Origin of the sequence: Rhodococcus sp. 27YEA6 (genome assembly GCF_044908235.1) — a bacterium.
Classification (GTDB): domain Bacteria; phylum Actinomycetota; class Actinomycetes; order Mycobacteriales; family Mycobacteriaceae; genus Rhodococcus_F; species Rhodococcus_F qingshengii.
Genome location: NZ_JBIYCY010000012.1, coordinates 36979 through 61643 on the forward strand (window position 1 = coordinate 36979; position 24665 = coordinate 61643).

The 24665-nt window shown below is 63.5% G+C and carries 17 protein-coding genes; 6 read left to right on the forward strand and 11 right to left on the reverse strand.

Annotated elements, in window-relative coordinates; translation table 11 throughout:
- Window positions 1-127: 127 nt before the first annotated feature.
- The 5 genes from ABH939_RS24635 to ABH939_RS24655 all read right to left on the reverse strand — a co-directional run bounded on the left by ABH939_RS24635 (window position 128) and on the right by ABH939_RS24655 (window position 8802).
- The gene (locus tag ABH939_RS24635; protein WP_404650276.1) at window positions 128-3361 is read right to left on the reverse strand and encodes a translation initiation factor IF-2 N-terminal domain-containing protein; all 3234 of its coding nucleotides are present in this window, start codon (window positions 3359-3361) and stop codon (window positions 128-130) included.
- Between the two features lie 448 nt (window positions 3362-3809).
- The gene (ndk, locus tag ABH939_RS24640; RefSeq protein WP_003944527.1) at window positions 3810-4229 is read right to left on the reverse strand and encodes a nucleoside-diphosphate kinase; all 420 of its coding nucleotides are present in this window, start codon (window positions 4227-4229) and stop codon (window positions 3810-3812) included.
- 18 nt (window positions 4230-4247) lie between these two features.
- Window positions 4248-4688 (reverse strand): DUF4233 domain-containing protein, encoded by a 441-nt coding sequence (locus ABH939_RS24645; RefSeq protein WP_003944448.1) that lies wholly within the window; start codon window positions 4686-4688, stop codon window positions 4248-4250.
- Window positions 4685-6124: a folylpolyglutamate synthase/dihydrofolate synthase family protein gene (locus tag ABH939_RS24650; protein ID WP_007730993.1), complete on the reverse strand. Its 1440-nt coding sequence runs from the start codon at window positions 6122-6124 to the stop codon at window positions 4685-4687. The genes ABH939_RS24645 and ABH939_RS24650 overlap by 4 nt, the downstream gene beginning before the upstream one ends.
- On the reverse strand, window positions 6121-8802 hold the full coding sequence (locus ABH939_RS24655; protein WP_039973213.1) for a valine--tRNA ligase: 2682 nt from the start codon (window positions 8800-8802) through the stop codon (window positions 6121-6123). Before ABH939_RS24655 ends, ABH939_RS24650 begins: the two co-directional genes overlap by 4 nt.
- Before the next feature lie 172 nt (window positions 8803-8974).
- Between ABH939_RS24655 and ABH939_RS24660 the strand changes: the two genes are divergently transcribed.
- Window positions 8975-9676: a hypothetical protein gene (locus ABH939_RS24660; RefSeq protein WP_019749074.1), complete on the forward strand. Its 702-nt coding sequence runs from the start codon at window positions 8975-8977 to the stop codon at window positions 9674-9676.
- 71 nt (window positions 9677-9747) lie between these two features.
- Here the strand turns inward: ABH939_RS24660 and ABH939_RS24665 are convergent, their stop codons facing one another.
- The 3 genes from ABH939_RS24665 to ABH939_RS24675 form a co-directional block, all read right to left on the reverse strand.
- Complete coding sequence (locus ABH939_RS24665; RefSeq protein WP_404650277.1) at window positions 9748-11781, reverse strand: prolyl oligopeptidase family serine peptidase; 2034 nt, start codon at window positions 11779-11781, stop codon at window positions 9748-9750.
- Window positions 11782-11793: 12 nt separating this feature from the next.
- Window positions 11794-12408, reverse strand: a complete 615-nt coding sequence (locus ABH939_RS24670) for a GNAT family N-acetyltransferase (protein ID WP_042450225.1) — start codon at window positions 12406-12408, stop codon at window positions 11794-11796.
- Between the two features lie 63 nt (window positions 12409-12471).
- On the reverse strand, window positions 12472-13479 hold the full coding sequence (locus ABH939_RS24675; RefSeq protein ID WP_030536639.1) for an iron-siderophore ABC transporter substrate-binding protein: 1008 nt from the start codon (window positions 13477-13479) through the stop codon (window positions 12472-12474).
- A 121-nt stretch (window positions 13480-13600) separates the two neighbouring features.
- Here ABH939_RS24675 and ABH939_RS24680 point away from each other — a divergent pair, with 121 nt between their 5' ends.
- A complete protein-coding gene (locus ABH939_RS24680) occupies window positions 13601-15910 on the forward strand; it encodes an FdhF/YdeP family oxidoreductase (RefSeq protein ID WP_404650278.1) in 2310 nt (769 codons plus the stop codon).
- Between the two features lies 1 nt (window position 15911).
- Window positions 15912-16781 (forward strand): formate dehydrogenase accessory sulfurtransferase FdhD, encoded by an 870-nt coding sequence (gene fdhD, locus ABH939_RS24685; RefSeq protein ID WP_064113167.1) that lies wholly within the window; start codon window positions 15912-15914, stop codon window positions 16779-16781.
- Here fdhD and ABH939_RS24690 read toward each other — a convergent pair.
- Genes ABH939_RS24690 through aroQ form a run of 3 tightly spaced genes read right to left on the reverse strand, consistent with a single transcriptional unit; the run spans window position 16732 to window position 19969 of the window.
- Window positions 16732-18645 carry a sugar phosphate isomerase/epimerase and 4-hydroxyphenylpyruvate domain-containing protein gene (locus ABH939_RS24690; RefSeq protein WP_030536642.1) on the reverse strand — a complete coding sequence of 638 codons (1914 nt, stop codon included), beginning with the start codon at window positions 18643-18645 and terminating at the stop codon, window positions 16732-16734. The two genes, fdhD and ABH939_RS24690, sit on opposite strands and share 50 nt — an antisense overlap.
- On the reverse strand, window positions 18642-19520 hold the full coding sequence (locus ABH939_RS24695; protein ID WP_054187687.1) for a shikimate dehydrogenase: 879 nt from the start codon (window positions 19518-19520) through the stop codon (window positions 18642-18644). The genes ABH939_RS24690 and ABH939_RS24695 overlap by 4 nt, the downstream gene beginning before the upstream one ends.
- Window positions 19520-19969, reverse strand: a complete 450-nt coding sequence (gene aroQ, locus ABH939_RS24700; protein ID WP_404650279.1) for a type II 3-dehydroquinate dehydratase — start codon at window positions 19967-19969, stop codon at window positions 19520-19522. The genes ABH939_RS24695 and aroQ overlap by 1 nt, the downstream gene beginning before the upstream one ends.
- 127 nt (window positions 19970-20096) lie before the next feature.
- On the opposite strand from aroQ, the gene ABH939_RS24705 reads away from it, so the two are divergent.
- From ABH939_RS24705 to ABH939_RS24715, 3 genes are all read left to right on the forward strand, one after another.
- Window positions 20097-20771, forward strand: a complete 675-nt coding sequence (locus ABH939_RS24705) for a TetR family transcriptional regulator (protein ID WP_007730968.1) — start codon at window positions 20097-20099, stop codon at window positions 20769-20771.
- A gap of 71 nt (window positions 20772-20842) precedes the next feature.
- Window positions 20843-23065, forward strand: a complete 2223-nt coding sequence (locus ABH939_RS24710; protein WP_404650280.1) for a glycoside hydrolase family 3 C-terminal domain-containing protein — start codon at window positions 20843-20845, stop codon at window positions 23063-23065.
- Window positions 23066-23255: 190 nt separating this feature from the next.
- Entirely contained in the window at window positions 23256-24593 is a 1338-nt protein-coding gene (locus tag ABH939_RS24715; protein ID WP_042450291.1) for an MFS transporter, read from the forward strand.
- Window positions 24594-24665: the final 72 nt, after the last annotated feature.

The window sequence follows — 24665 nt, forward strand, 5'->3', positions numbered from 1 at the left end:
GTCAAACCGCCCCGCCGAGGGGTGGTGCTTACTACTCTGTACTGCTTCTACCAGCTGAAACTTCGGATAACGGTTGGATGTCCTCGCTCATCGCGAAGTCATCCAACCGACCGAAATCCAGTAGTTCTTACTCTCCGTCTACCGGAGGCCCTGCGGGACGTGCTGCTGCACGCCTGCGACGGGGTCGCTTGACGACGACAACTTCTTCCTCAGCCGGAGCTTCGGTGGCCGGAGCCGGAACATTTTCCACGACCGCTTCTGTCACGGGTTCCGGAGTCGGAATCACGAAGACCGTGCCCACCTCGGGAGCTGCCTCGGCAACCGGTGCCGACGCTGCCCGCGACGCCCGGCGACTACGCCGACGACCTCGCGGAGCTGCTTCGGTCGAAGGTGCTGCCGACTCGTTGTCCACTGCGGATACTTCTTCCGCAGCAGAGTCCACAACAGAAACGTCATGGCGCTCAGAAGCAGCAGGAGTATCGATCGGCCGATCCTGTTGCCGATCGGCACTTTTGGATGCATCGTCCCCCGAAGACGTACCGGCGGAATCAGACTCGATCGAGTCGGCCGCGACGGTCTCGTCGTCGTCGTGGTGATGCGAGGCCATCGCCAATGCCACCGGATGAGCCCGCTTGACGGTCGCGTCGACAGCCGGAACCTCCGGCGCCGGAGCTTCCTGTCCGTTGGACTCGGTCGAAGCCGACTTGTCTCCGCGGCCACGCTTGTTCTTGCGCGAGGTACCGGAATCACTGCGCTGCGAGCCCGAACGCGATCCTCCGTCGTCCGAGGACTTCACCTCGACGGGCTCGGAATGGACGATGATGCCGCGGCCGTGGCAGTGCTCACAGGTGGTCGAGAAGGCCTCGACCAATCCGGTGCCCAACTTCTTGCGCGTCATCTGCACGAGCCCGAGTGACGTGACCTCCGACACCTGATGGCGCGTGCGATCGCGACCCAGGCATTCGGTGAGCCGACGCAGGACCAGGTCCCGGTTCGATTCGAGAACCATGTCGATGAAGTCGACGACGATCATTCCGCCGATGTCCCGCAGGCGCATCTGGCGAACGATCTCCTCGGCCGCTTCGAGGTTGTTACGGGTGACGGTCTCTTCGAGGTTTCCGCCGGCTCCGGTGAACTTTCCGGTGTTGACGTCGACGACGGTCATGGCCTCAGTGCGGTCGATCACCAGGGTGCCGCCGGACGGCAGCCACACCTTGCGATCGAGTGCCTTGGCCAACTGCTCGTCGATACGGCGAGCCGCGAAGACGTCGATACCGTTGTTCGGCGTGTACTTCTCGAGCCGCGGAAGCAGGTCGGGCGCAACGGAGTTGATGTAGTTCTCGACCGTCGTGTGCGCCTTCTCGCCCTCGATGACCAGCTTGGAGAAGTCCTCGTTGAACAGATCACGAATGACCTTGACCAGCATGTCAGGCTCTTCGTACAGCGCCTGCGGGTTGCCGGACTTACCGGTGTCCGCAGCCGCAGCCTGCTCCTCGATGCCGGCCCACTGAGCCTGCAGACGAGTCACGTCGCGCGCCAACTCTTCTTCGCTGACGCCCTCGGACGCCGTGCGAATGATCACGCCGGCGTCGGCGGGAACGATGTCGCGCAAGATTTCCTTGAGACGCTTGCGCTCGGTGTCCGGAAGCTTGCGGCTGATACCCGTGGACGTACCACCGGGCACGTAGACGAGGAAACGACCGGCAAGCGAAATCTGTGTGGTCAGTCGAGCACCCTTGTGACCGACCGGATCCTTGCTGACCTGAACGAGCACCTGATCGCCCGGCTTGAGGGCCTGCTCGATCTTGCGCGAGTTGCCACCGAGACCGGCAGCCTCCCAGTTGACCTCACCGGCGTAGAGAACACCGTTGCGGCCACGTCCGATGTCGATGAACGCAGCTTCCATGCTGGGGAGCACGTTCTGGACACGTCCGAGGTACACGTTGCCGACCATCGACGCGGACGCCGAGTTGGTGACGAAGTGCTCGACCAGCACTCCGTCTTCGAGGACTGCTACCTGTGTAGTCGCATGCGGCTGACCGCTGTCTGCCCGATCGCGCACGACCATGACGCGATCGACGGCCTCACGACGCGCGAGGAACTCCGACTCGGTCAGGATCGGTGGGCGACGTCGGCCGGCGTCACGACCGTCGCGGCGACGCTGACGCTTCGCTTCCAGACGTGTCGAACCACTGATGCCCTGGACCTCGTCCTTGACGCGGGTTTTGTTGCGAGGTTCGCGCTCGTGAACGACGGTGTTCGGCGGATCGTCCTCGGACGTCGCAGTCGCGTCGGTGGCGCCGTCGGTGCCGGTCTTGCGACGACGACGACGGCGGCGACGGCGGCTCGATCCGTCGGCATCGAGATCGGAATCGTCGGCATTCTCGGAATCCGCATCAGCGGTGGACTCGGACTTCTCACCGGATTCTTCGCCGGCAGCGTCGTCGGTTTGCTTCTCGACTGCCGCAGGGGCAGATTCCTGCTCCGATTCGGTAGCGGTGTCCGACTCTTCGTCCGAACCCTGCTCGCCACCCTGTTCACCGCGACCACGTCCACGTCCACGGCGTCCACGACGACGGCGACGCGGCTGATCGTCGTCCTCGTCCTCGGACTCGGCGCTCTCGCCCTCGGTTTGCGGTGCGGTCACAGCCGGCTCTTCGACGGCAGGAACTGCAACCGGCGCTGCCTCGGGAACGACGGTCTCGGCTTCCGCGGTTGTCTGCTTCTCTTCGACGACCGCCGGTGCAGCAGGCTCGCGGCGTGCGCGACGGCGACGCGGAGCTACCTCGGCGGCTTCGAGATCCGGCTGCAGGAACAGAGGGACCTGCGGCGCGGCAGGTGCCACCTCGGGCTGATGTGTCTGCGGTGCCTCGAAGGAAGTGAACAGATCGGACTGCTCGGCTTCCTTGCTCTGCAGCGCAGCTGCGGCGTCGAGTCCAGCGCTGATCTCGGCGACAGCCGGATCCACTGTTTCTTCTGCTGCAGGTTCTTCGACGACGACCTTTTTGCGAGTGCGACGAGCCCTGACAGGCTTCTCGGCCGGAGCCTCTGCAACAGGAGCAGCCTCCACGGGAGCTTCTGCAACCGGCGCCTCGACAACCGGGTCGATGAGGGTGTCGAGCTCGGCGACGACGGGCTCGATGGCCTCGGCCGCGGAAGTCAACGAGGCATGAATCCGCTGAGCGACGTCACGGTGGAGACTCGACTGCGCGCTGCGCAATTCGGTACCGAGCGCTGCGGCTTCGGCAAGGACCTGCTTGCTGGTGACGCCGAGCAACTTCGCCAGCGCGTGTACGCGCATCTTGTCGGGAAATTCCGGGGTGGTGCTGGAATCTGATTCGGTTGGGGATTGATCGGCCACGTAAGTCTCCTCAGCCCCCGGGCGCGTCCAACCCAGAAGTCGAGTTGTCACGCGGCCACGCGGGAGCGTGCTGTGTGTACTCGCACTCAGAAGTGAGTACGAGATTGTAAGGTCTCGCTCCGCATGGTCCGCAATGCCCGTTATTCACTGCGAGCACATGAAGTGCCTGGCTGGATGGCCGTTGTCCTGTGCGCGAGCGCCTGATCATCCAGCGTGCAGAGGTCCAGGGATTTCCTGTTGACCTGGAGCAGCGATGAAAGGGCATCGAACCTAGGTGTCATCCGGTTGAACGTGCGTAAAACAAATTGCGGTTCAACTGAAAGCAGTATCCCACACCAACGCGCCTGCAACTGCAAAGGGCGCACCGATGTGGGATACGTGCCGAGAATTCGCTGTGGAGATGTGGGCCGAAGGCCCGTTCATGTGGGCCAGAGGCCCGATCGGAGATTCAGATGGACGACAGCGCGGGGAACCACAGAGCGATTTCACGCTCTGCCGACTCCACGGAGTCGCTGCCGTGAACGAGGTTCTGCTGCGCTTCGAGTCCGAAGTCGCCGCGGATCGTACCCGGAAGAGCCTTGTCGACCGGGTCGGTTCCGCCGGCCAACTGACGGAAAGCAGCGATGGCTCGGGGGCCTTCGAGCACTGCGGCCACCAGCGGACCGGAGGTGATGAACTCCAACAAGCTCGGGTAGAACGGACGCTCGGCGTGTTCTGCGTAATGGCTACCAGCCACCTCTTCGGAAGCTACGCGGAGGTCGAGTGCTGCAATTGTCAGGCCTTTGCGCTCGATACGGCTGAGGATTTCTCCTACGTATCCACGGGCAACGGCGTCGGGCTTGATCAGTACGAGGGTGCGCTCAGTCACAGCGGACAGCCTAAATGGTCAGTCCCGCTGACCGGGAAGCAGGCCCTTGTCCATCCGGCGCTTGATGTCTCTCTGCAGGTAGACGAGGTATCCCCAGACGATCCCGAAGGTGATCGCCACACCGGCGATCGACGGGTGGACGAAGAAACCGAACAGAAGAATCACCTGCAGCGCGACGTTGAACCCCATCGCCCACGGCTTGCCCTGGATGCCCGCACCCAGAATCATCAGTACCGCCAACCCGATGATGAATCCCGCGGAGGCCGCGGTGAGGCCTCCGCCGACGACCGCGACAACCGGCAAAGCCAGCAGCACGACGATCGCCTCGAGGATCAGGGTTCCGGCCATCACTCCGCGGAAGCTTTTCCACGGGTCCTTGGTCGGCGGCCCGAACTCGCCGGCAGTGTCTCCGGGCTCGTGGTCTCCGGACTCGGGATTGGCATCTGACGGGGTACTCACGCGGGGTCCTTTCCGAACAGCGTGCGGGCGGCGCCTGCGGTCACGACGGATCCCGTCACCACCACACCCGCCCCTGATACGGCCTCACCGGGTTCGGCGACCTGCTCGGCGATTTCGATCGCGACTTCCAAGGCGTCGGCAAGCACCGGCGCAACGACGACGCGCTCGTCGCCGAACTTCGCGACGGCGATGTTCGCCAGTTCTTCCACGTCCATCGCCCGGGGTGACCCGTTGTGGGTGACGACGATCTCGTCGAAGACGGATTCGAATGCAGTCAAGATGGCGTCGACGTCCTTGTCCGCCATGACGCTGACCACTCCCACGAGCTTGCGGAAGTCGAACTCGGCGGCCAGTGCGGCCGCGAGAGCGCGAGCACCGTCTGGATTGTGGGCGGCGTCGAGAAAGACCGTCGGCGCACTCCGAACACGTTCGAGGCGACCGGGATTGACGACCGAGGCGAACCCGTTGCGGATTGCATCCTGATCCAGTTGTCGATCCGGACCGGCACCGAAGAACGCTTCTACGGCAGCGAGCGCGAGCGCGGCGTTGCGCGCCTGATGCTCACCGTGAAGGGGGAGGAAGATGTCGGTGTACACACCGCTCAAGCCTTGAAGTTCGAGCTGCTGTCCGCCCACCGCGATCTGGCGAGCAAGCACCTTGAACTCCGAGCCTTCACGAGCGACCGCGGCCTCCACCTCGACAGCACGCCGCAGCAATACCTCCATGACTTCGGGAGTCTGCTCGGCGATGATCGCGACGGTGTCCACCGGAACCAGGTCCTCGCGGCCCTTCTTGATGATCCCGGCCTTCTCCTCCGCGATCCCGGCCAGGTCGGTGCCCAGGTACTCGGCGTGATCGAGGCTGATCGGGGTGATCACCGCAACCTGCCCGTCGATCACGTTGGTGGCGTCCCAGCGTCCGCCGAGGCCGACCTCGACCACGGCGACGTCGACCGGCGCCTCCGCGAAGGCCGCATAGGCCATGGCGGTGAGCACTTCGAACTTGCTCATCGCCGGTCCCCCGGCTTCCTCCGACTGTGCGTCGATCATCTGCACGTACGGCTCGATCTCGCGGAACGTGTCCACGTAGAGCCGCGGCGAGATCGGATGACCGTCGATGCTGATCCGCTCGGTCGCGATCTGCAGATGAGGGCTGGTGGTTCGCCCGGTGCGACGATGCAGAGCCGTCATCAACGAATCGATCATGCGCGTCACCGACGTCTTACCGTTGGTTCCCGTGACGTGCACCGACGGATAGTTGTGCTGAGGCGAGCCCAGGACATCCATGAGCGCCTCGATACGAGTCAGTGACGGCTCGATCTTGGTCTCGGGCCAACGCTTGTCGAGTTCTGCTTCCACCAGCGCCAGTTCGGCGATGTCGACCGGAGTCGGAACCGAACTCTGAGCGTCGAATTGGGACGGTTCGTACGAACTCACTTGTCGGCCAACTCCTTCAGACGTCCCGTGATGCGCTCGATCTCTTCGACGGCGATCTGGCGACGTGTCTTGATCTTGTCGACGACGGCGTCGGGCGCCTTCGCCAGGAAGGCCTCGTTCGCCAGCTTGTTGTCAGCGGTGACGAGCTCCTTCTGCGCTGCCGCGAGGTCCTTTTCGAGCCGCTTCTTCTCCGCGCCGAGGTCGATGGTGCCCGAGGTGTCGATGTCGACAGTGACGGTGCCCTGGCTCAGGCGCACCTCGACGGAGATCGACGCGGTGAATCCCTCTTCGGGTTCGGTCAGCTTGGCCAGCGCCGCCACGTAGGCGAACTGGCCGTCCATGCCGGCCTCCGAGAGCCCGGACGCACGAGCCGGGACCTTCTGGGAAGGCTTGAGTCCCTGATCGTTTCGGAATCGTCGCACCTCGGTGATCAGCTTCTGCGTGTCTTCGATCCTGGTTGCGGCCTGGGCGTCGACTGCCTCACCGGACAACGTGGGCCATTCGGCGACGACGACGGACTCGCCGCCGGTGAGCACCTTCCACAGGGTTTCGGTCACGAACGGAATGACCGGGTGCAGGAGGCGGAGCAGTGCATCGAGAACGTTGCCGAGCACGGCGCGGGTGTTCGCGGCGACGGCCTCGTCGGCGGCGAACTGCACCTTGGCGAGTTCGAGGTACCAGTCACAGACCTCGTCCCACGCGAAGTGGAACAGGCCTTCGCACGCCTTGCTGAACTCGTAGCGATCGAATGCGGCGTCCGCCTCGGCCTGGACCGTGTCGAGACGGTCGAGGATCCAACGATCGGCGTCGGTCAGTTCGCTTCGAGCGGGCAACGGCGCGGGAGCAGCGCCGTTCATCAGAGCGAACTTGGTCGCGTTGAACAACTTGGTCGCGAAGTTGCGCGAGGACTGCGCCGAATCCTCACCGACGGACAGGTCGCTGCCCGGGTTGGCGCCGCGTGCAAGTGTGAATCGCAGGGCGTCGGCGCCGAAACGATCGACCCAGTCGAGTGGGTCGATACCGTTGCCGCGAGACTTCGACATCTTCTTGCCGTACTGATCGCGGACCAGTCCGTGCAGGAACACGTCCTTGAACGGCATCTGCGCGCCGGACTTACCCGGACCGGCGGTGATCGACTCGTCCTCGGACACGTAGGTGCCGAACATCATCATGCGGGCGACCCAGAAGAACAGGATGTCGTAGCCGGTGACGAGAACGCTGGTGGGATAGAACTTTTCGAGTTCGGGCGTATTGTCCGGCCAGCCCATCGTCGAGAAGGGCCACAGTCCGGAGGAGAACCAGGTATCGAGGACGTCGGGATCCTGGACCCAGCCTTCCGGCGCCGTTTCGTCAGGACCGAAGCACGCAACTTCACCCTCGGGGCCGTACCAGACCGGAATGCGGTGACCCCACCAGAGCTGACGGGAAATGCACCAGTCATGCATGTTGTCGACCCAGTCGAACCAGCGTGGCTCCTGGCTCGCCGGGTGAATGACGGTGTCCCCGTTGCGAACCGCGTCACCCGCAGCCTTGGCGAGCGTCTCGACCTTGACCCACCACTGCAACGAGAGACGAGGCTCGATGGCCTCGCCACTGCGCTCGGAGTGCCCGACGCTGTGCAGGTACGGGCGCTTCTCGGCGACGACGCGTCCCTGCTCGGCGAGAGCTTCGCGAACCTTGACGCGAGCCTCGAAGCGGTCCATTCCGTCGAATTCGGTTCCGGTGTCGGCAATCTTGCCGGTCTTGTCCATGATTGTGGGCATCGGCAGGTTGTGCCGCAGGCCCATCTCGAAGTCGTTGGGATCGTGAGCCGGCGTGATCTTCACAGCGCCGGTTCCGAACTCGGGGTCGACGTAGTCGTCGGCGATGATCGGGATCTGACGCCCGGTGAACGGATGATCGAGAGTGGTGCCGATGAGGTGCTTGTAGCGCTCGTCCTCGGGATGGACCGCTACTGCGGTGTCACCGAGCATCGTCTCGACGCGAGTGGTCGCGACGATGACGTGCGGCTCGTTGTCGTCGAGCGAGCCGTAGCGCAGGGAAACCAGCTCACCCTCGACGTCCTCGAACTTCACCTCGATGTCGGAGATCGCGGTCTGCAGCACCGGCGACCAGTTCACGAGACGCTCGGCGCGGTAGATCAGGCCCTCGTCGAACATGCGCTTGAAGACGGTCTGGACGGCGCGGGAGAGGCCCTCGTCCATCGTGAAACGATCACGACTCCAGTCGACGCCGTCACCGATGCGCCGCATCTGGCCACCGATGGTTCCACCGGATTCGCGCTTCCAGTCCCAGACCTTGTCGATGAACAGCTCGCGGCCGAAATCTTCCTTGGTCTTTCCGTCGGCAGCGAGTTGCTTCTCGACGACGGACTGCGTGGCGATACCGGCGTGGTCCATGCCTGGCAGCCACAGCACCTCGTAGCCCTGCATCCGCTTGCGACGGCTGAGCACGTCCATGAGGGTGTGATCCAGGGCATGGCCCATGTGCAGGCTGCCGGTGACGTTCGGGGGCGGCAGCACGATGGAGTAGCCGGGCTTGTCGCTGGTCGCGTCGGCCTGGAAGTACCCGGCGTCTACCCAGCCTTGATACAGATCGGCCTCTACCGCGCTGGGGTCCCAGCTCTTGGGTAGGGCGTCGGCGGGGGTCTGGGGGTTCTCTGGAGCTGCACTGGTCACCACTTGATCCTAATGACTCCCCCGTCGTGAACGAATTCGCCCGTCGGCCGCCGCGGCGCACACGAACGACTGCCCCGCGGTCCGGGGTCAGCCGAACAAACGATATTCACCGATCCGCTCGGCTGACAGGATCGCTCTGAAGGACGACCGACCAACTACCCGTGGAGCAAATATGTTGAACAACTGGAGTTCTCGCCGTCCCGGCGTTCGAACCTTGGCGGCGGCCGCGACGATCGGAGCGGCGGTTGCCCTCGTGCTTCCGGCGACTGCGTCCGCTGCCCCCGGCATCGAAGAAAGTGTGCAAGGAAGCATCGACAGTGGCAGCGCCACGATCAACGGAAGCGTCGGCGATATCGGGAACGACATCGCAAACGGCATCGCCAGCGGCAGCGTGGGTGACATCGTCGGCGGGATCGCCACCGGGAACCTCAACGACGTCCTCGGCGGCCTGAACGCCGGCTCGACCAGCGCGACGGACATCGTCAACGGCCTGGCCAGTGGCAACGTCAGGGACATTCTCAGTGGCCTGGCCAGCGGCAGCGGCGGCGGCGGATCGTTTGCGCCCACGCAGCGCTGCGACGCCTCGACCGTCTCGGGCGGCGCAGGAATCACCAGCACCAAGCACGAACTCGGCCGCGGTGGCCCGACCTCGTTCGTGCTCGGCTACGAGACCGAAAACGTCCCGGACCTGATCGAGGTGTACTACGAAGGTCGGTTGATCCACAGCACCGGATACATCGGCGACAACATCAACGAGGGAACTGGTTCAGCTGTCGTCAACGTGCCCGCCGGTGGGGCTTCGTCCGTTCTGGTTCGCGTCACGGGCCCTGACCACACCGAGTGGTCGTACACCGTTCGTTGCCCCGGCGCCTGATTCCGGTCCGGATCCACGCGAAGACGCTCGTGCCTCGTTCGGTGTTTCATCCGAACGAGGCACGCGCGGGTTCAGCCCAGAATCTCCGGTAGCGCGACATCTTCGCCGAGAACGTGCTCGGAGAGGAACGCGGTGACCACCTCGTACCAGATCTTGGTGTGCTGCGGCTTGAGCACCCAATGATTCTCGTCGGGGAAGTAGAGGAAGCGATGGTCCGTTTTCCCGTCGTCGTCGGCGGGCAGACCTGACTCGGCAAGCAGTTCGTACCAGAGTCGCAAGCCCTCACCGATCGGAACCCGGTAGTCCTTGTCGCCATGGATGACCAGCATCGGAGTCGTGATGTCCGCGACGTACAGATGCGGCGAATTCTCGACGGCCATCTCAGGCGACATCTCGCGCTGCCAGTACCAGGCAGCGTCCGTCGTCGGGCCGAATTGATCGAGTGCCCACAGACTCGCGTGGGTGACGATGGCGTCGAAACGGTTGGTATGTCCGGCAATCCAGTTGGCCATGTAACCACCGAACGAACCACCCATCGCGCCGGTTCGCTTGGGGTCGATCTCGGGCTGGGCGACAGCAGCATCGGTGATCGCCATCAGATCGGTGAAGGGCGCCTTGCCCCACTGACCCCACCCCCGCTGGACGAAGTCCTGGCCGTATCCGGTCGAGAGCGCGGGATCTGGTAGCAGTACTGCATAGCCCTTGGCGACGAGCAGCCACGGATTCCACCGCCAGGACCAGGTGTTCCACGAACCGAGTGGGCCGCCGTGGACCCAGAGAAGCAATGGCACCGGTGCATGCGGCGCGGCGCCCGTCGGCAGCGCCAACCAGCTACGCACCGTCGAACCGTCCTCGGCACGCGCGGTGATCTCGGTCAGTGTTCCCGGCAGCTCCGGCAAAGTGTCGGGCCCACGAAGTGCGGTGATCTCACCTGATCGCAGATCGACCCGCACCACGTGCGGGGGCGCTTCGTACGAGGCTCGCAACGCGTAGATCGACTCACCGTCCGGCGCCACTCGAAGGTCGGTGTACGCCGCGTCGTCGGCTGTCAGGCGTACTGGTTGGCCCCACAGGTCGATGGTGAAGATCGGACCGCGGCCGCCGTCGTCAGCGGTGACGACCAGCCCGGATCCGTCGGGTAGCCAGGCAAGTGAGGTAGGCCAGCGATCCCAGCCGTCGGCGACGCCGGTCACGGCACCGGATCCGAAGTCGTAGAGCTGCAGAGTCATTCGTGGTGCGGACTCCGGTGTGGTGAGTGTCTCCCGGATGAACGCGAGCTTGGTTCCGTCCGGCGAGAGCACCGGGTTGTAGACGTCCGCGTCGGCCTCGTCGACAAGCGTGACTCGGTCACCGGTCACCGTGTCGATCCGAACCAACGTCGATCGGCGGGCGGCACTCGCATCGCCGACAGTCCACGTGGTCACGACGAAGAGACCGTCGTCGGAAATCGTGGTCGACGTCTCCCGCAGCGCTGCGCCTGCCGTCGGTGTGATGTCCCGCAACTCGACGGATTCCTTCGAATCCGTCTCGGCCACAACCAGATGCGGATGATCGGGGCCCAGGTCGTGGCCCCAGTGGCGCACCGGATAACCGGTGTGCAGCATCGCCGTGACTTTCTTGTCCTTGCGCGCCGATCGCACCTGATCGTCCTGGTCGAGGCTGATCGCCGAAGCCATGACCGACGTCTGGGCCACGAACGTCGGCGCCGCCTTCGCCGCTGATACCGACGAGACACCACCGGGACGCGAGATCAGCAGCTGAGCTTCTCCGCCCGCCGCTGGTAGGCGCCAGAGTGCTGGTTGCGGATCACTCTCGCCCGGCACGGCTCGCGTGGCAGTGAAGAGCACGTCGCCGTCGAACGCGAAGGCAGCACCGGACTCGCTGGTCGAACCCCAGGTCAACCGACGCGCAGGACGCCGGCCTTCCGGGTCGATCTCCCACAACGAGGACACGTATTCGGCGCTCTTGTCGTCGAGAACGGCGCGCGCGCAGATCAGCAGCGAGCCGTCAGGTGACAACACCAGGCCGGACAACCTGGCCAGAGCGATGTAGTCGTCGAGTTCGTCGAACGGTGTGCCTGCGTGGAGCTCGGGAATCTGGGTCACCACTAGTTCGTATCACGCGCCCCGCGGTTGACGCATCATTGCGTAGATCGTCGGCCCGCCGCCTGGCATGACGATGTCACGGGTCACTTCGAAACCGAAGCGGTTGTAGTACGGGATGTTCGATTCCTTGCTGCTCTCGAGGTAAGCGTCGACATGTTGACGGTCACAACGCTCCAACCGAGAGTTCAGCAGCGCTTTGCCGTATCCCCCACCGCGCGCCGCGCTGCCGGTCCCGACGGTCGCGAGATACCAGTGCGGCGAATTCGGGTGTGCTCCTTCGAGAACGGAGCTGACCTCGGCCGCGTGTCGTAGGCCCCTGCCGAAGACACGCACCATTGCGGGCAGGCTCACGAGCCCGGAAATCCACGACTGCTTCCACCGCCCCGGCGGATCCCACAGAGTTGCCCCGCCGATCAGGCCGTTGTCGTCGGTGGCCACCTCGACGCCGCCCCCGGCGAGGTGGTGGTAACGAGCTTCTGCGGCAAACAGTTTCGTCAGGCGATCAGCCCTGGTGGCCTCGTCCGGCAACATCCACGCCATCAAGGGATCATCTTCGAACGCCTCGGCCAACACTGCCGACAGTGCCGGAATATCGGATCGGACAGCCGGCCGTACGTGTACACCCATGAGGCGAGAGTACCGCCGACTGTCCGAATCACTGGACTTTGAACAGCGCTGCCCTTGAACCGATCAGACGAGCAAGCCCGCAATCCGCGGCGGAATCTGTTCGAGCGCGTACGGCAAGCTCAGTACGGTGCTCCACGTCATGGCTTCGGCAGCAGCGTCTTCCAGAATGATCGCGCGGCCGTCCTTCACGACGTCGAGTTCCTGGTAGATCGGGGTCTTGTCCAGCTCCGCGCGAAGCTTGTCGCCGTAGCCGCCACCGGCGTACCAGACGAGTACGTCGACGTCCGCGAGCGAGAGTTGCTCGGTGCTGATCTCGGCGAAGTTACCCGTGATCTGATCGGTGACAGGCGGATTCACGAATCCGAGTTCGGTGAAGAACCGCACCTTCGGGTCTTCCGGTCCGTAGACCCCGAACTGCCCCGGCCCCTTCAACGCGCCGACCAGAACGGTCTTGCCGGCAAACGCCGGATTGGCCGTCTTCACGTCGGCGAACTTCTGGTCGACGCCGGCGATCAGCTCGGTGGCCTTACCCTGCTGCCCCAACGCTTCGCCGATGATGGTCGTCTGGTTCTGCCAGGGGATTCCGTAATCCGCGAACTCCTTGGGCTGCGCCACCGTCGGTGCAATGGCACTGAGTTTGTCGTATTGCGCCTGAGTGAGCCCGGAGTAGGTGCCGACAATCAGGTCGGGTGTCGTGGCAGCGACCTTCTCCATCTGAATGGTGGTGCCCGCGGTTCCGATGATCTCGGGAGTCGCCCCGTTCAGCAGCGGCTGCGCCCAGGGCCACACGCCGTAGGGGTAATCGCCGTACCAGTCGAAGGTTCCGACCAAGGTCCCACCGAGCGCCAGGATCGCATCTTGATCGTTGTATCCGACACTGACGATCCGCTGCGGATCCTTGGGCAACTCCGTAGCCCCGAACTTGTGGGTGATCGATTCCGCAGAGTCACCGCTGGGAGGTGTGTCCTCGTCGTTCGAACTGGAGCAGGCCGCGGCGAATGCCAGCAACGCTCCCGACGTGCCGATCAGAAATCCGCGCCGGGTCAGCCGACCTGCGTCCGTTCGATCCATGTTCCTACCCCTTAAAGTCTGCTGGTTCGGTAGGTAAGGCTAGCCGATGAAAGCTTCATTCCGGCTAGTTCGACCGGCCCATTCGATGGCAGTACCGCGCCGTTCGGGCCACTATGGAGACATGACGCGCCAGGGCCCCTCGAAGGACATCGACGAATCGGATCTCGAAGTCACGCACCCCAAGGACTACGCCGCCGGAGTTCCGGCCGTTCTGGTGTCGCTGCAACGAGGAATCGAGCAGATGGGAGCCTTGCGGACCGCCCGAACGCTCACCAGACTCAACCAGCGACACGGCTTCGACTGCCCGGGGTGTGCGTGGCCGGAGACTCCCGGACATCGCAAGCCCGCCGAATTCTGCGAGAACGGAGCGAAGGCTGTTGCCGAGGAAGCAACGCTTCGCACCGTCACACCCGAATTCTTCGCGGAGCACTCGATCGCCGATCTCGAAGGCAAGACCGACTACTGGCTCGGACAGCAGGGGCGACTGACGCACCCGATGGTCCTGACGCCGGGAGCAACCCATTACCGGCCGATCGACTGGGACGGCGCGTACGCACTGATCGCCGAACATCTGAACGGCCTCGCATCGCCGGACGAAGCGGTGTTCTACACCTCCGGTCGCACGTCCAACGAAGCCGCGTTTCTCTACCAGGTGATGATTCGCAGCTACGGCACCAACAACATGCCCGACTGTTCCAACATGTGTCACGAGTCGTCCGGAAGCGCACTGACCGAATCCATCGGCATCGGCAAAGGCTCGGTGACGGTTCCCGACCTCGAGAACGCCGATCTCATTCTCATCGCCGGACAGAACCCCGGCACCAACCACCCTCGAATGCTCTCGACGCTGGAGAAGGCAAAGAGCAACGGCGCCAAGATCATTGCCATCAATCCTCTGCCCGAGGCGGGATTGCGCAGGTTCAAGGATCCACAGAAGGTGTCCGGCGTGATCGGGCACGGAGTCGACATCGCGGACGAGTTCCTGCAGATCCGGCTGGGCGGCGACATGGCGCTGTTCCAAGGCCTGGGGAAGCTGCTGCTCGAGCAGGAAGATCGCGCTCCCGGGACGGTCGTCGACCGCGCTTTCGTCGACCGGTACTGCGCCGGTTGGGACGAATACGAGAAGCACATCCGCGCGGTCGATCTCGACACGGTACTCGAGGCAACGGGTCTGTCGATGGCACAGCTCGAGGAAACGGCTGCCGCACTTGCCCGATCCGAGCGAACCGTCACCTGCTGGGCCATGGGGATCACTCAGCACACACACGGAGTCGCCACCATCGAAGAAGCAGTCAACCTGCTGCTCATGCGTGGAATGATGGGCAAACCCGGTGCCGGCGTTTGTCCGGTGCGAGGACACTCCAATGTCCAGGGTGACCGCACGATGGGCATCTGGGAAAAGATGCCGGAAGAGTTCCTGGCCGCGCTCGATACCGAGTTCTCGATCTCGAGTCCCCGCAAGCACGGATGGGACACCGTCGACGCGATCCGCGCCATGAACGCAGGCAAGGCAAGCTTCTTCATGGCGATGGGCGGCAACTTCATCCAGGCAAGCCCGGACACCGCAGCGACCGAAACAGCGTTGCGTCAATGCGAACTCACCGTGCAGGTGTCCACCAAGCTGAACCGCAGTCACGTGGTCCACGGGCAGACCGCGATCATCCTCCCCACCCTCGGACGCACCGACCTCGACGTCCAAGCCGGCGGAAAGCAGCTTGTCTCCGTGGAGGATTCGATGTCCATGGTGCACCTGTCGCGCGGACGCCTCACACCGGTCAGCCCCTACCTGCGTAGCGAAGTCGCCATCATCTGCCAACTCGCCCGCGAACTACTCGGCAACGATCACTCCGTCCGCTGGTCGGCCTTCGAGGGCAACTACGACCTGATCCGCGATTCCATCTCACGGGTAGTGCCAGGCTGCGAAAACTACAACTCCCGCGTTCGAGAGCCAGACGGATTCCAACTCCCCCACCCGCCGCGTGACTCGCGTGAGTTCCGCACGCACACCGGCAAAGCCAACTTCGGAGTGAACGACCTGCACTGGATACCCACTCCGAGTGGGCGCCTGATTCTGCAGACGATGCGCAGCCACGACCAGTACAACACCACGATCTACGGCCTCGACGACAGATACCGCGGCATCAAGGGCGGACGCAAAGTCATCCTCGTCAACGCCGAAGACATCACCGCGCTCGGATTCCGTGACGGCGATCTCGTCGACATCGTGTCCGAGTGGACAACACCCGACGGCACACTCGAAGAGCGTCGGGTCACGGAATTCCGCATCGTCTCCTACGACACCCCGCGCGGCAATGCTGCGGCGTACTACCCGGAGACGAATCCGCTCGTTCCCCTCGAACACGTTGCGGCCAAGTCGAACACGCCGGTGTCGAAGGCCGTCACCGTTCGACTCGAAGCATCGGGCGCCTGAGATGGGACGAGTCACCGCACGAACACCGGTCGTTCGAATCTCGGGTGATCGGGTCGTCACGCGCCCCGACACGCTGGCCGTCGAGGAACCACTCGAAATGAGAGTTGGCGGTCAGGTGCTGGCAGTGACGATGCGGACCCCCGGCAACGACGTCGATCTCGTGCACGGATTCCTTCTCAGCGAAGGTGTCATCGCCACCCGCGACGACGTGAGCGTCGTCCGCTACTGCGACGGCGTCGACGAATCCGGTGCGAACACGTACAACGTCCTCGACATCGCTCTCGCTCCCGGAGTGCCGTTGCCCGACCACACCACCGATCGGAACACCGTCGTCAGTTCCGCGTGCGGCGTGTGCGGCAAGACCTCGCTCGACGCCGTCCGAACCACGACGCGACATCCGCTGGTCGGTGACACGACTTCCGTCACCTCGACCATCCTGTCGGCCATGCCGGTCACACTGCGGGAGAGCCAACGGATCTTCGAGCGCACCGGTGGCCTGCACGCGGCCGGATTGTTCACCGCCACCGGCGAACTCCTGGCACTGCGCGAGGATGTCGGCCGTCACAACGCCGTCGACAAGGTGATCGGTTGGGCCATCACCGACGGCCGAGTGCCCCTCTACGACACGATCTTGATCGTCAGCGGTCGGGCGTCGTTCGAACTCGTCCAGAAGGCCGTCATGGCCGGCATTCCGATCCTCGGTGCTGTCTCCGCGCCGTCGTCGCTGGCCGTGGAACTAGCGCAGGAGTCCGGGCTGACTCTCGCCGGTTTCATCCGCGGCGATTCGATGAATATCTACTCGCACCCGCACCGAGTCGAGGTCACGTCGAACTCGCGCGCAACTGAGCCGACAGTCGCACAGCGGAGTTGACTTCCCCGTAGCCCTCGTATCCACCCACCCGCTGCACGACCTCGAAGAACAGGTCTCCCCCGACGGTCGGGGTGAACAGGTGGAAGAACTCGCCGTGAGCGTCCGCGTCGTAAAGAATTCCGGTGCTGCGCATCCGGTCGAGCAGTTCCGGATTCAGTCCGAAACGCGCGTCCAGATCGTCGTAGTAGTTCGGGGAAATGGGTAGCGGAGCAAATCCCCAGTCCTGCATGGACGCAGCGGCACCGAAGATGTTCTCACACGCGAAGGCGACGTGGCTGACGCCGCCGCGACGGACCGTCGGCAGCCCACTTCGACTTCCCTCCACCATGTTCAGCGAGATGCGCAGGGTATGTCCGTCACCGCCTTGAACGAGCGTGAGCGCCTGGCTTCGCATGAGGCCGACAGAATCGGTGACGTCCTGCCCCTCGTGTGGTTGCATCTCGAACACGGACCGTAGGAGCAGCATGATGCCGTCCCAGCTCTCGGCCGGAACCGCCAGTGCCACGTGGTCGATCCCGGTGAACACTGCGCCCTGTTCACGATTGCGCTCGGCGGGCAGCGGGTAGATCTCGAATGCCGATTCCCACGCTGCAGCGCTGCCGGGGCCACGAAGGTCGATCGATGTCGCATCGGTGACCTTCAGGCGTACGACGTCCGGTACCTCGGAGTTCTCGTCGCTCGACCCCGGCAACTGCACGCGCGTCGCCGGCACTTCGAGAGCCAGAGCGCGCTCTCCCCACACCTCGGGTTCGGTTGCCCGGATGCCGATCTGAGTGAGAACCGGTAGATCCGCAGGCAGCCCGGGCGCCGTCCACACCGTGCCCGCAGTCGCATCCACGGCAACGGTGAGCGGTCCGTGCCGCCACAACTGCAAATCGTGATCGTGGTGCCGTCCGACCAGATGAAAACCGACGCGGGAGAGCATCGAGTGCACCTGGTCCTGTTTCGCCGGACCCGCCGCGATTCGCAGAGACACGATTCCTTCGAGCGGTGTGCGCTCCGGGGCGGTGAACAGCGTGGGTCCACCGGCGGCAGGGTTCGCGGCGGCGACCTGTTCTTCCAGATGCAGGAGCGACCGATGAGCGTCGATTGCCGTCCGCTGGGTGTCGGCGCGGCGGAATACGTCGTTGAAGATCTCGAGCGACCACGGTCCGTCGTAACCGGTGGCGTAGACATGCTGAGCGAACGCATTGAGATCGAAGCTGCCCTGCCCCGGGAAGTTTCGGTGATGCCGGCTCCACTGGAGGATGTCCATCGCCAAGAACGGAGCGTCCGCCAACTGGAGGAAGAAGATCTTCTCGCCGGGAATCTCGCGAATTCCGGCGGGATCGTCACCGCGCGAGAGGATGTGAAAGCTGTCCAGACAGGTACCGAGCGAAGGATGGTCGACGCCCTCGACGATCTGCCACGCATGGCCGTACGTGTTGACGTGGGCACCCCACGCGAGCGCCTCATAGGCAACCTTCTTGCCGTGCTCGGACGCCAGTTCGGCGAGAGCTCCGAATTGCTCTGTCAACTGACCGTCATCGTGACTTGCGGTCGGCAGGGGCGAGGAGCACACCAGGAGCGTCTCGCACCCCAGTTGATCCATGAGCTCGAATTTGCGTTGCACTCGAACAAGATTCCGAGCAAATTGGGCCTCGTCCACCGTGTCGAAGTCACGGAACGGCTGATACAGATCGAGGGTCAAGCCCAGATCCGCAGCCCTCGTTCGTAATTCCTTCGGGGACCACGGCGAAGCAACAAAATCCGGCTCGAACACCTCGAAGCCGTCGAAGCCGGCAGCAGCGATGGCGTCGAGCTTCTCCTCGAGAGTGCCACTGAGCGATACCGTCGCGATCGACGTCCGGACCGGGGCACTCACAGCGCTGCCGCAGTCTGTTCGCCGTGTACAAGTTCCGTCATGTGCGCGAGCATGCGCTTACTGTCGGGCTCGATGCCCGTGAAGATCCGGAACGCGTCGACGGCCTGGAAGACAGTCATTCCGCCTCCGCTGAGCGTCGGGGCTCCGATCAACCTTGCCTGACGCAACAGTTCGGTTTCGAGTGGACGGTAGACGATTTCGGCCACCCACAGATCAGGGCGAAGCAGATCTGGCGAGAACGCCATTCCGGGATGAGCCGCCATTCCCATCGGCGTCGCGTGGATCAATCCGTTTGCCTTGCCGAGCACTTCGGCGAGGTCGCTCGTATGCCGCGCCTCGACAACCTGCGCCGGAAACTGCTGCGCGAAGGTTTGTGCAAGTTCCTGCGCGCGAGGCAGGCTCGAATCGACCAACGTCAGTGTCCCGACGCCACGGGTGAGCGCGGCATAGGCAACCGCCGCACCGGCTCCGCCGGCACCGAGCTGCACGACACGATCGAGCTGTGCTCCGGGAAGTCCGTCGTCGAAATTTCGGCCGAAGCCCGACCAATCGGTGTTGTGTCCGATCGCCTTGCCGGAGTCGAAGAGGACCGTGTTCACCGCGCCGAGCCGGCTCGCATCGGGCGAGAGCTCGTCGAGGTGCTCGATCACCAACTGCTTGCACGGGTGAGTGATGTTGAGGCCGCGGAACCCGAAACGTCGTGCATAGGTGAGAAGTTCACCGATGTCCGACGGCGCCATGCCCATCACGTCGAGATCGAGGATGCGGTAGACGTACGGAAGACCCTGTCTGCGCCCTTCTTCCTCGTGCATGATCGGAGTCAAAGAGGCTCCGATTCCGGTGCCGATCAGACCGCAGAGCATCGAATCGCTCATCAGTTCTTCCCTTCTCGGATGCAGACGAATTCGACTGCGGCGCTGTATCCGTCGATTCCCAATCCACAGATGACGGCGTCGGCGATGCCGGAGACATACGAGTGGTGACGGAATTCTTCGCGACTGTGGATGTTGCTGATGTGCACCTCCACGACGGGGGCATCGAGTGTGACCAGAGCGTCACGCAACGCAACGGAGGTATGCGAGTACCCACCGGGATTGATGACGATGCCCGCGACTCTTCCCCTGGCCTCGTGGATCCAATCGATCAGTTGGCCCTCGTGGTTCGACTGCCTTGCCTCGATCACCGCTCCGAACTTCGCGGCCGCCGCTTCACAGCGGGAAACGACGTCGTCCAGCGTGTCTCTCCCGTAGAACTCCGGTTGGCGCTGGCCCAACAAATTCAAGTTGGGCCCGTTGAGGACCAGGACCGGTAGAGATGAAGTCATCAGGGGCACCTCGGGGTTGACGCTCGAAACTAATGTACGAACTAGTGAGTTAGTTCACTGGACGTTACTCCCCCGACGCGGACTCGACAAGCAAAGTCGACAAACTGCTGACAGATAGAGTGAGCACATGGTTTCCGAGCAGTCAGTGAACTCCGTGGTGTCGAAGCCGGAGAAACGACGCCGAAACAGCGATCTGACCAGGGTGAACATCATCGCCGTCGCCACCGAGGAGTTTGCCGACAAAGGCTTTGCCGGCGCCCGAGTGGACGAGATCGCAACCAAGACTCACACCACCAAGCGCATGATCTACTACTACTTCACCGACAAGGAAGGGCTGTACAAGTCCGTCCTCGAACACGCGTACAGCGTCATTCGTGCGCAGGAACGTGAACTCGACCTCGAGGGATTGAAACCCACGGCAGCAGTCCGCGCCTTGGCCGAACTCACCTTCGACCACCACGAACAACACCCGAACTTCATTCGGCTGGTAGCCAACGAGAACATGCTCCGCGGTGAGCACATCGAGAAATCCGAGCTACTCAGCGGTCTCGGCGCCCCCGCCGCCGACCTGGTCTCGCAGATCCTCCACGACGGACAGCAGTCGGGAGCATTCCGCTCCGACGTAGATGCTCTCGATATTCACATGTTGATCAGCAGTTACTGCGTCTTTCGTATCGCCAATCGTTACACCTTCAAAGCGCTCTTCGACCGCGATCTGACCGACTCGACGCATCGTGAGCATCTTCGAACAATGCTCGGCGACATGGTTGTTGCGTTCTTGACCTCGAAGGCGCCGTCCTGACCCACCCCGAAGTCCGAAAAATCCCCCTACGGTGGTGAGTGGAACTCACAGCTGCCACCGGGAGGAATGACGTGACCGAGAATTACGTAGACGGGCTTTCACTCGAGGAGAAGGCGTCGTTGACGTCCGGCTCGGATTTCTGGCACAGCCAGTCCGTTGCCGGAATCGAATCGATACTCCTGACCGACGGTCCGCACGGAGTCCGGAAACAACCCGAGGGCGGCGACGCACTCGGACTCGGCCACAGCATTCCAGCGACATGTTTCCCACCGGCGGTCGGGTTGGGCTCGTCGTGGAACCTCGACCTCATCCGCCAGATCGGTGAGGCTCTGGGCGACGAGGCCAAAGCCGAACAGGTCTCGGTCCTCCTCGGCCCAGGCATCAACATCAAACGATCACCCTTGTGTGGCAGGAATTTCGAATACGTCTCCGAGGACCCATTCCTCTCCGGCCGCGTCGCGGCAGCGCTGATCACCGGCATCCAGTCTCGCGGCGTCGGAACCTCGCTCAAGCACTTCGCTGCCAACAACCAAGAACACGACCGGATGAGAGTCAGTGCCGACGTCGACGAACGGACGCTGCGCGAGATCTATCTGGCCGGCTTCGAATACGCCGTCAAGACCGCGGCCCCGACGACGGTCATGTGCTCGTACAACAAGATCAACGGTGTGTACTCGAGCCAGAACCATTGGCTGCTCACCGAGGTACTCCGCGAACAGTGGGGCTTCGACGGCCTCGTCGTTTCGGACTGGGGAGCGGTCAACGACCGCGTGGCGGCACTCGCCGCGGGCCTCGACCTGGAAATGCCGCCGACCGGAACCGATACCCAGATCGTCGACGCCGTGCGCGGCGGCGACCTGGACGAATCAGTGCTCACCACTGCCGCCGAGCGCCTGGCGACGCTGGTGGCACGCACCGCCGCCGCGCGCACCGAAGGCCACACGTACGACGTCGAGCGTCACCACGAACTGGCACGGACCGCTGCAGCGGAGTCCGCTGTCTTGCTGGCCAACGACGGAGAACTACTGCCGCTGACCCCCGGCGGGCAAACCGTCGCGGTGATCGGCGAATTCGCGTGCAGCCCGCGGTACCAGGGAGCCGGCAGTTCACAGGTGGTCCCGACCAAGCTCGACAATGCCTTGGACGCGATCCTCGACCTCGAAGGCGCCGACCGCGTCACTTTCGCACCGGGCTTCACCTTCGACGGCACTCCGGACGACGACATGGTCACCGAGGCTGTCGACGCCGCACGCCGCGCCGACGTCGCGGTGCTGTTCCTCGGACTACCGTCCGCCACGGAATCCGAAGGATTCGACCGAACCGACATCGAACTGCCGGCTGACCAGATCGCCCTGCTGGAAGCGGTCCACGGCGCGAACCCGAACACGGTCGTCGTGCTCGCCAACGGCGGTGTGGTTTCGATCGAGCCTTGGAAGGATCATGCCGCCGCAATCCTCGAGGGCTGGCTACTCGGCCAGGCGGGCGGCTCGGCGATTGCCGATCTTCTGTTCGGCATCACGAATCCGTCCGGCCGCCTGACGGAGACCATTCCGCTTCGCCTCCAAGACAATCCGTCGTATCTGCATTTCCCGGGATCACAGCAGCACGTACGCTACGGCGAAGGCCTGTACGTGGGATACCGCTACTACGACTCCGCGCTGCGCGAAGTGGCGTACCCGTTCGGGTTCGGGCTGAGCTACACCACCTTCGACATCACCGATACCTCCGTCGAGGCCGGTGAGAACTCCGCCGAAGTGACCGTCACCGTGCGCAACAGCGGCGACCGATCGGGCAGCAGCGTCGTTCAGGTCTACGTCCACGACGCCTCGGCAAGCATCGATCGACCCGCGCAGGAATTGAAAGGCTTTGCCAAGGTCCACCTCGACCCCGACGAATCCGCGACTGTGACCATCACGCTCGACAGCAGGGCATTTGCCTATTGGTCCGTCGCGGCGCAGGACTGGGCGATCGAACCTGGCGACTACGAGATCCGCGTCGGCTTCTCGTCTCGGGACATCGCAACCACCGACACGATCACCCTGGCCGGGAACGTCGGCGTCGGCACGCTCGACGCCATGTCGACCATCGGCGAATGGCTCGCCCATCCCGTCGGCAGCGCAGTTCTCGGCGCCGCCATGGCTGCCGCAGCGGGCGACGGTGCACAGGCGGTCAGCCCCGAGATGATGGCACTCGCAGGCTCGATGCCGCTCGGAAAACTCGCCACCTTCGGCCTCGGGATCACCGAGGAACAGGTGGAGCAGTTGGTGGCGGCCGCAGCACAGCCGGCCTCCTAACTCTCTGAACTGCGGTTTCGACGAGCAGCGTGACCGCCAGTAGATTTTTATGAACTATTTGGTTAATAATCTTGTGTAGTTGCTGTGGCGTCGGTTACATTCCTTGTATCGCTCTCCGCACAGACGTTCTTGATACGAACACAATCGGCGGATGTAGAGCCTCCACGACGCTTCCACCCAGGAGATGAGCATGTCAGCTAGCACGGTTACACCGTCCGGGCCCGAGGCGGGATCCTTGGCAAGGCCGGATACGACCAAGGTCAAGCGCGCCGCAACGTCGTCGTTTCTCGGCAGCATGCTCGAGTACTACGACTTCTACATCTACGCCTCCGCCGCTGCGCTCATCTTCCCCACGGTGTTCTTCCCGGACAGCGGGCATGCGGCTCTACTTTCGCTGGCCACCTTCGGTGTCGCGTACGTCGCGCGTCCCCTCGGCGCTGTAGTCCTCGGCCATTTCGGTGACCGCGTCGGCCGCAAGAAGATCATGCTGCTCACGCTCATTCTGATGGGCGCAGCCACCTTCCTCATCGGATGTATTCCCAGCGCCGATTCGATCGGAGTTCTTGCACCGATCCTTCTCGTCCTGATGAGAATCGCCCAGGGCATCTCCGCTGCCGGTGAACAGAGCGGTGCCAGCTCACTGACGCTCGAACACGCCCCCGAAGGCCGACGCGCGTTCTTCTGCAGTTGGACCCTCAACGGCACCCAGGCCGGCTTCATCCTCGCCAGCCTCGTATTCCTGCCCATCGCCGCGCTCCCCGACGACATCCTCTACACGTGGGGCTGGCGAATCCCGTTCTGGGGCAGCCTGATCGTTCTGGTCGCGGCATACATCATGCGTCTCAAGCTCGAAGAGCCCGAAGAGTTCACCGAGCAGCAGGAATCCAAGACCGTCGCCAAATTGCCTGTTGCCGATCTTCTTCGCACCCACAGCGCAAATCTGATTCGCGTGATCTGCTGCGCTTTCATCGCCGTCGTCTCGACCATCTTCTCCGTCTTCGGTCTCGCTTTCGCCACCACCGAAGAAGTGGGGATTCCGAAGTCGACCATGCTCTGGGTTGCCATCGCAGCCAACGCCGTAGCCCTGCTCAGTCAGCCCGCCTGGGCGATGCTCTCCGACCGGATCGGCCGCAGGCCGCTGTTCATCGGTGGCGCCCTCGGTAGCGCGGTGTTCATCTACGTGTACTTCGGCGCAATCGCCAGCGGCAACGTTCCCCTGATCTTCCTCGCCGCAATCGGATTGATGTCCGTCTTCTACGCTGCCCCGAATGCCATCTGGCCGTCGTTCTACTCCGAGATGTTCAACACCAAGGTCCGCTACTCGGGCATTGCGATCGGCACCCAGGTCGGCTTCGCCCTCGCAGGCTTTGCCCCCGCCATCGGCAACGCCCTCATGGGCGGCGACAAGACCCACTGGATGCCCGTTGCCATTCTGACTTCGGTGGCCTGCGTCATCTGCGCGCTCTCGGCGTTCACCGCCAAGGAGACGTTCCGCACTCCCCTCAAGGAACTCGGCAACCCGATCTAGCCGAATACCCGACAGACATCCTGCACGAACCACTGTGTTGCACGAACCACTGTGGCCCGGCATCTCGCGAGA

Bases quoted from the DNA above. Each gene is read 5' to 3' on its own strand.
- ABH939_RS24715 (WP_042450291.1), top strand. From the start codon at position 23,256: ATGTCAGCTAGCACGGTTACACCGTCCGGGCCCGAGGCGGGATCCTTG.
- aroQ (WP_404650279.1), bottom strand. From the start codon at position 19,969: ATGACTTCATCTCTACCGGTCCTGGTCCTCAACGGGCCCAACTTGAAT.
- ABH939_RS24680 (WP_404650278.1), top strand. From the start codon at position 13,601: ATGACGCGCCAGGGCCCCTCGAAGGACATCGACGAATCGGATCTCGAA.
- ABH939_RS24695 (WP_054187687.1), bottom strand. From the start codon at position 19,520: ATGAGCGATTCGATGCTCTGCGGTCTGATCGGCACCGGAATCGGAGCC.
- ABH939_RS24705 (WP_007730968.1), top strand. From the start codon at position 20,097: ATGGTTTCCGAGCAGTCAGTGAACTCCGTGGTGTCGAAGCCGGAGAAA.
- ABH939_RS24675 (WP_030536639.1), bottom strand. From the start codon at position 13,479: ATGGATCGAACGGACGCAGGTCGGCTGACCCGGCGCGGATTTCTGATC.
- ABH939_RS24670 (WP_042450225.1), bottom strand. From the start codon at position 12,408: ATGGGTGTACACGTACGGCCGGCTGTCCGATCCGATATTCCGGCACTG.
- ABH939_RS24660 (WP_019749074.1), top strand. From the start codon at position 8,975: ATGTTGAACAACTGGAGTTCTCGCCGTCCCGGCGTTCGAACCTTGGCG.
- fdhD (WP_064113167.1), top strand. From the start codon at position 15,912: ATGGGACGAGTCACCGCACGAACACCGGTCGTTCGAATCTCGGGTGAT.